At 54.6% G+C, this 5,855-nt stretch carries 5 protein-coding genes; 2 read left to right on the top strand and 3 right to left on the bottom strand.

Going from position 1 to position 5,855, the window contains the following annotated elements:
• Positions 1-219: 219 nt before the first annotated feature.
• From RT52_RS00665 to RT52_RS00675, 3 genes are all read right to left on the bottom strand, one after another.
• A complete protein-coding gene (locus tag RT52_RS00665) occupies positions 220-1,995 on the bottom strand; it encodes an SLC13 family permease (protein WP_034814436.1) in 1,776 nt (591 codons plus the stop codon).
• Positions 1,996-2,123: 128 nt separating this feature from the next.
• On the bottom strand, positions 2,124-2,495 hold the full coding sequence (locus tag RT52_RS00670) for a YlbF/YmcA family competence regulator (RefSeq protein ID WP_024371783.1): 372 nt from the start codon (positions 2,493-2,495) through the stop codon (positions 2,124-2,126).
• Between the two features lie 35 nt (positions 2,496-2,530).
• Positions 2,531-3,622 (bottom strand): DUF445 domain-containing protein, encoded by a 1,092-nt coding sequence (locus RT52_RS00675; protein ID WP_051690224.1) that lies wholly within the window; start codon positions 3,620-3,622, stop codon positions 2,531-2,533.
• A 75-nt stretch (positions 3,623-3,697) separates the two neighbouring features.
• Between RT52_RS00675 and RT52_RS00680 the strand changes: the two genes are divergently transcribed.
• A complete protein-coding gene (locus RT52_RS00680; RefSeq protein ID WP_034803817.1) occupies positions 3,698-4,549 on the top strand; it encodes a PucR family transcriptional regulator in 852 nt (283 codons plus the stop codon).
• 103 nt (positions 4,550-4,652) lie between these two features.
• Positions 4,653-5,753, top strand: a complete 1,101-nt coding sequence (locus tag RT52_RS00685) for an ABC transporter ATP-binding protein (protein ID WP_034803815.1) — start codon at positions 4,653-4,655, stop codon at positions 5,751-5,753.
• The last annotated feature ends 102 nt before the right edge of the window (positions 5,754-5,855 follow it).

Raw genomic sequence — 5,855 nt, forward strand, 5'->3', positions numbered from 1 at the left:
GTTTCGTTCATTCGCTATATTTTTGATCCCAGTCCTTCAGCCATTGCCAATAATCGTCCGGATGGAGGTCTTCCGACGTCTTGCCGTCTAGCGAGTACGAACTGCCTGTGAGCGGCTAACAAGACGACCGCCAATAACATTCCGATTCGTTTCAACATCGTCTATCCCCTCATCATTTAGCATTTTTTCACATATTCGGCGGATGGATTAACATGTCCTTCAAAACGGAAAGATGAGTAGAATCGTGAAAATCGCGATGATCGCTGTCACGACTTGCAACGGCAAGCCGACTTTGACGAAGTCAAAGAAGCGATAGCCCCCGATGCCGAACACCATCGCATTCGTCGGCGAACCGAACGGCGTCATGAATGCGAGCGAGGCCGCGATCGCGACCGCGACGACGAGCGGAACCGGACTGACGTCAAGCGCCGACGCGAGCGACAAAGCGAGCGGTGCGAACAGGACGGCCGTCGCGGTGTTCGAGATGATTTGACTGAGCATCATCGTCGCCACAAAGATGGCGATGAGCACCCAGGCGGGACCCGCACGGCCGAACGACTCGCTCATCCACGTGACGAGCCACGCCATCACGCCGGCGTTCTCGAGCGCCTGACCGACCGGAATCATCGCCGCGATGAGTAAGAGTGACGACCATTGAATCGATTGATAGGCAACATCCATATGCCGGACCGCCCCCGTGAGCACCATCGCCAAGGCGGCCAACCAGACGGCGACGGTCGGGTCGACCCATTCGAAGACGAGCAACGCGACCATTGCGGCCATGATGATGCCGGCGGCGAGCTGATGCCGCTCCGATACGGCCCGGTTCGCCACGTCGGTCACCCGCTCATTCGCGAGCAGCAAGTGCGTCTCATCCCCGACTTTCTCCAAGTCACCCCATTCTCCTTGGGCGACGAGCATATCTCCCTGCTCGAGGCGAACGTCTTTCAGCTTCGTCATCGCTATCTCCTCGTTCGGACGAATCACGCGCAAGACGTTCAAGCCGTATCGATTGCGGAGACGGCTCTCTTTCAAACAGCGCCCGATGAGCGGGCTGTCGGCCGGTATCGTGAAGACGACGACCCCCGCCTCTTTCCCGTAGACGTCTCTCGGTGAGACGTGCTCATAACGCAACCCTTCTTGACGCGCGATGCGATGGACGTCTTCTTCTGCCCCACTGACGAGGAGACGTCCCTCATGGAGCACCGTGTCCGCTCTCGCGGCGTGAAGGCGATGGGCCAACCCTTTTCTCCGTTCCCCGAGCACTGTCAACCCGTGGCGGGACCATAACGTCTCGCGTAGCTCACGACCGATGAGCGGATGCCCTTTTTGGACATGGAACGCATATACGCTCAGCGGCGGCATCATCGGATGCGACGCGACCGATTCCGGTACGTCACCAACATCCAACAATCGATTTCCAATCACGTAAAAGTAAAGCAAGCCGACCGCGGCCGCGACGAGACCGACCGGCAAGAGTGAGAAGAAGCCGATTGTCTGTCCCCCGGCGCTTCGCAACACTTCGGCGGCGACAAGGTTCGGTGGCGTCCCGATGATCGTCATCGTGCCGCCGATGCTTGAGAAGAAGGCGAGCGGCATGAGCAGTTTCGCCGGACTCGTCCCTAACTGACGGGACATGGCGAGGACGACTGGAATCAAAAGCGCCACCGTCCCCGTGTTCGACATGAGGCTCGAGAGAAACGTCACCGTCACCATGAGAACGAAGAACAGGCGAACCTCGCTCCCTTTCGCGTAAGGAATCATTCCGGCCCCAACCCGTTCGGCGAGACCTGTATGGAATAGACCTGCCCCGACGATGAAGAGCCCGGCAATCATTAAGACGACCGGATTCGAAAAGCCGGCCATCGCCTCGACCGGGGTCAATTGGTTCGTCAATACGAGCGCGAGCAGACCGAGCAGTGCCACGAGGTCTGCCCTGAGCCACCCCCCGATGAAATATACAATCATGATGGCCAAAATGATTAAGGTAATCACGGCGTCCACCCTCCATGTGAAAGTTTCTACAAGGATAGTATACCACCAGTGATGGAAGCGTTATCATATCGGATTTGACAAGTTGTTCAACAAAAAAACGGATGGCATGAGCCATCCGCCATCCATCCTTATTGGACTTCGTTTTCGTTCACCATCGGAGCGTAAAGCTCTTCGAGTGGCTTCATGATGATTTTCGTCACTTCTGTGACGAGCTGGTGCATGCGCTGCTCTTCTTGCATGAGCTCCATGATCAACTCGTTCTGTTGAACGTTCATCATTTTCGTTTGGGCGTCCATCATCTCTTGTTCTGAGATCTCTTCCCCTTGCATCTGCTTCTGTTGAAGCGTCATTTGGATTTCACGGAAGTCAGCGAACAACTGGTTCGCTTCTGCATCCGCATTGACACGGTCGTATAGTGAAGAGAGGTTTGTGAACTCTTCAGAATCGCGAAGTGCTTTCTCCAATTGGTAAGCATGATCGTACAAGTTTGTTTGTGACATGTGACGTCCTCCTAAAAGCTATTAGGGCGTGCCAATCAAATGATGGCAATCAACCCTTGAATCAACCCAATCATACCACCTAATAGCGCCCCAAGCCATGTTATTGCCCGGAACTCCCGTTTTGAAATCGACAAGACGATCTCCTCTAAATACGAGGTGTCGAGCGAGCGGACCTGCTCTTGAACGATTTGGTCAATCTTCAAGCGGTCCATAATCTTCTCCATCTGATCGGTGAAGCGCATGATGACGAGCGTCACCCCTTTCGGCACGAGCTCTTCGACGACGCGCGCCTCGACGTCACGTGTATACGAATAGACGGTCCGGTCGAGTAGACTTCCGACCGGCAGGCGTGTGACGACTTCGGTGACGACACCATCGATGAGGCGCTTCTCAAGCGGCTCATCGATGAACGTCGCGACCGGACGCTCGCTGAACCGTTCGAACTCGCGCGTGATCATCGTCGCCATCCCGGCCCGCGTCGAGCTGCCCCGTAAGATATTGATAATTTCCGGACGAATCATCTCGACGAAGTTCACGTTTTGGATAAAGCCAGCGATAAAGCCGAGGCGGCGTTGGACGAATGAGTCGACCATATGGCGCAGCTGGGCCTCCCCTTCCACTGAATAAAAATACTCTTCCGACTTGATGAGCATCGTGTCGACGATCTCAGGGATGATAGCGCGGACGCGGTCCATCCCTTCCTCGCCGAGAAGCTCATACAGTTTCCGGGTTTTGACGTCTTGGAGCACATGCGTCAATTCGTCCCGGAGTCTCGCGTCCGCCGCAGTCAAAATCCGTTCCTCTGCATCCGGATAGAGCGGTTCGATGAGGGAGCGGACCGTCTTCTCCGACCGCAACATCTTCTCGACCTCGGTTTGGACGAAATGGGTAATGTGACTGCTGATTTGTTCGTCGAGAAGACGCTTGCGCATCCCTTCCGGCGTCAGCAGGTGCTTGACGACGGTCTTCCCGAGGCTTGACGCCAGTTCGTCGCGTCGCTTTGGAATGAGTCCTGGCGTGAACGGGACGCGCATCTTGCCGATATACTTCGGCTCGTGCGGACGAAACAACATTTTGACGGCGAAGAAGTTCGTCACTCCCCCGATGGTCGCCCCGATGGCGATCATGATGATTATTTTCAGTAGACTATCCAAACTGTCTGCCTCCGATCTGAAATATGATACATTGTTGAAGAGGTGATTGTGTTGACTACGTTTGAACGTATTAAATCGATTTTCCCGTCCGTTGTCCATCGGTCGGAGGACGCATCCGGTGACTATGTCTGGTACAAAGCCCATGATGGGACGGTGTTCGGTCTTCCGAAAACGGAACTGACCGAACGCGAGCGACGGCTCGTCTCGCTTTGGGCGACTCCGTTCGTCACGACGCTCGATTCGGTCCAAGCGTTGTGGCATGGCCGACTGTTCGACGACGCGTTCCGCATCGAGCGGCCGTTCCGGCTCTCGTCGCTTGCCCTGCATTACCAGGAGCCGGAAGCGCTCGAGACGTTCGTCGACGTGCTCCGTGACTTCATGCCTTCTGCCGTCATCATCGTCATGACCGCGCGACACATCGAAGTGCTCGAGACGGAAACGCTCGTCGACATGGCCGAGTTCGAAGACGTCTTGCGCGCCGTCGCCGGTGACTTTTATGTCGAAGCGAGCGTCGTTTATAGCGAGCGCCCGCTCGGTGCGCTCGCCCCGCTTTATGCGGAACATCAAGTGTTGCTCCCGCTCGCGAAACGCTCTATTAAAGCTTACCCTGCTAGTCAATTATTATACCATTATTTGTTACAAGACCATGAGTCTTTTGCCGCTCGTCTCCGCCTAACCGAGACAACGCATCAAGCCCTCGATGCGACGGCACGGGAGCTGCTCGAGGCGCTGTTCGCCCATACGCTGAACGTCTCCCATACCGCCAAGGCGCTCTTCATGCATCGGAACACGCTCAACTATCGGCTCGACCGGCTCTATGAAGCGACCGGTTATGACGCGCGCCAGTTCCACGATGCGAGTCTGCTCCAACTGATTGTCACGTTGCACAAATCTGAGTAAATGTTTTTGTGCAACGTGTCCATATTCAATGCAAGCGGTTTCATCGTATAATCGTTCTTGTAAGCGCTATTATACTAGAGCACATTCTCAGGAGGCTAACGACATGGCAGAAATTCAATTGAATCACATTGATAAAATATACGACGGTGGGGACTCGAAGGCAGTCAGCGATTTTAACTTGCACATTAAAGACCGCGAGTTCATCGTCTTCGTCGGACCGTCTGGTTGCGGGAAATCGACGACACTCCGTATGATCGCAGGACTCGAAGAAATCTCGAGCGGCGACTTCATCATCGACGGCAAGCGCATGAACGACGTCGCACCGAAAGACCGCGACATCGCCATGGTCTTCCAAAACTATGCCCTTTACCCGCACATGAGCGTCTATGACAACATGGCGTTCGGTTTGAAGCTTCGCAAGTTCCCGAAAGATGAAATCGATCGCCGCGTCCAAGACGCTGCCCGCATCCTCGGACTTGAAGAGTACCTCGAGCGTAAACCGAAAGCACTCTCAGGTGGTCAGCGCCAACGTGTCGCCATCGGTCGTGCCATCGTCCGTGACGCCAAAGTGTTCTTGATGGATGAGCCGCTCTCAAACTTAGATGCCAAGCTTCGCGTACAGATGCGTAAAGAGATCATCCAGCTCCACAACCGTCTCGACACGACGACGATTTACGTTACCCATGACCAAACGGAAGCGATGACACTCGCGACGCGTATCGTCATCATGAAAGACGGGATCATCCAACAAGTCGGTTCGCCGAAAGAAGTGTACGACAACCCGGACAACATCTTCGTGGCCGGCTTTATCGGATCACCTTCGATGAACTTCTTCCGCGGCACACTCGCAGACGGCAAGTTCGTCGTGAGCGGCGAAGAAATCAACGTGCCTGAAGGGAAGATGAAAGGTCTTCGCGACCGTGGGTACATCGGGAAAGAACTCATCCTCGGAATTCGTCCAGAATCGATCCATGATGAGCCGATCTACATCGATTCGCCGACGACACACACGTTCCAAACACACATCGATGTCGCTGAGCTCATGGGCGCCGAGTCGTACTTGTACGCCGAACTCGGTGGCCACCAGTTCACGGCTCGCATCGACGGACGTTCGAACATCCATATGGGCGATGACGTCACACTCGCGCTCGATATGACAAAAGCGCACTTCTTCGATTCTGAAACAGAGCAAGTCATCCGTTAAAACTAATCTAAAAAAGAAGTGAACCGCTAATTAAACTGTACCCTGAGTAGTAGACACTAAAAAAGTCTACTACTCAGGGTTTTTGTGTACACTGGACTAAAT

Source organism: Exiguobacterium alkaliphilum 12/1 (genome assembly GCF_000714435.1).
Classification (GTDB): Bacteria; Bacillota; Bacilli; order Exiguobacteriales; family Exiguobacteriaceae; genus Exiguobacterium; species Exiguobacterium alkaliphilum.